This window comes from Ruegeria sp. CE9 (assembly GCF_056537425.1).
Window position 1 is genome coordinate 1 of sequence record NZ_JBQFRO010000077.1, and the last position, 1,201, is coordinate 1,201.

Consider the following 1,201-nt stretch of genomic DNA (forward strand, 5'->3'; position numbering starts at 1 on the left):
CGGATATTCACGATAATGGACATCACGCTATTGACCTTGAATGGACTTTTGATTGTGTCCGTTGTCGGTTGGTCGGTCTGGTTGTGGTATACGGGAACGGCGACTGTGGGCGTTGTGGCGGCGGCAGCCGCCCTCACCTTACAACTCAATGCAATGACGGGCTGGATCATGTGGGCTCTCTCAAGCCTATTCCGAGAATTGGGGGTGGTGATGGAGGGGATGGAGACCATTGCCCAACCGATCACATTGCGTGACCGCCAAAACGCATCCGCGCCAGAACCTGACCTTGGAGAGAAACATCCCCGCGCACTGTTCCATCTGCGCTGTCAAGCAAGCCCACAGTTTGCGGCAGGCGGTCGAGCGCGGCCTCGAATGCCGCAAGATCAGCAAACCGCGCCTCTATTACCGCCTCAATCCCTGCCGCACGATATCGCGCCAGTTGCGCCTCTGCATCCATGCGCGTGGGATCAATCACGATGCTCACAGGCACCGTTAGGCTTTGCAAGGTGCTATCGATCAGCGGAAATTCGGGATCATCATAAAGCAAGATTGAGAAAAGCGGCACAGATTGCGGTGCAGAAAACGGCGTTGCGTAGGCCACGACCGCAGGCAGATCTTCGGGCTCTGGCATGGGTGCCGAGGCCGACACGGGGGGGCATCGCGGGTTGTACAACAGGGGCATCTGGCGTGATTGTTGGTCAAATCACGCGTTCTGGCTCAGGTTCTGGCTGCGGCTCAGCCTTTGGCTCTGGCTGCGGTTCTTGCTGTGGTTCTGGCTGTGGTTCTGGCTGGGGTTCTGGCTCAGGCGCGGCGGCAGGGGCAGGATCTGGGGAGGGGGCTGCGGCCTCTTGGGCCTGCTCCACCACCCCGCCCGTGTCTTGCCCTAAGAAATAGGATGTGCCCAATAATCCCGTCACAGAGATCACCGGGCCGATCACGGCACCGACCAAAACCCCTTTAGCATCCGACTTTACCCTCTCTTGTGCCAATCAATCTGCGCAGTGCCGCATGTTTTCAGCCCCACCTCCCTTGACCCCGAGGCGCGGCTCTGAACATTTATAGCCTGAGTGATCTGCCAAAACACCCCCAATTCCGCGAGCCCGTCATGCTTCTCTTGATCGATAATTACGACAGTTTCACCTATAACCTTGTTCACTACTTGGGCGAGCTTGGGGCAGAAACCCGCGTTTTGCGCAATGAC

At 57.9% G+C, this 1,201-nt stretch carries 3 protein-coding genes and 1 pseudogene; 2 read left to right on the forward strand and 2 right to left on the reverse strand.

Going from position 1 to position 1,201, the window contains the following annotated elements; translation table 11 throughout:
• Positions 1-267, forward strand: a pseudogene (locus ACR0B3_RS24115) (multidrug ABC transporter ATP-binding protein); the annotation flags it as partial.
• Here ACR0B3_RS24115 and ACR0B3_RS24120 read toward each other — a convergent pair.
• Both ACR0B3_RS24120 and ACR0B3_RS24125 read right to left on the reverse strand, forming a co-directional pair.
• Positions 242-631, reverse strand: coding sequence for a hypothetical protein (locus ACR0B3_RS24120; RefSeq protein WP_480811255.1), 390 nt, complete (start codon positions 629-631; stop codon positions 242-244). The pseudogene ACR0B3_RS24115 and the gene ACR0B3_RS24120 sit on opposite strands and share 26 nt — an antisense overlap.
• A gap of 67 nt (positions 632-698) precedes the next feature.
• Positions 699-989, reverse strand: a complete 291-nt coding sequence (locus tag ACR0B3_RS24125; RefSeq protein ID WP_480811256.1) for a hypothetical protein — start codon at positions 987-989, stop codon at positions 699-701.
• 116 nt (positions 990-1,105) lie between these two features.
• Here ACR0B3_RS24125 and ACR0B3_RS24130 point away from each other — a divergent pair.
• Positions 1,106-1,201, forward strand: a 96-nt coding sequence (locus ACR0B3_RS24130; RefSeq protein WP_480811254.1) for a glutamine amidotransferase-related protein, incomplete at its 3' end; no start/stop codon positions are given.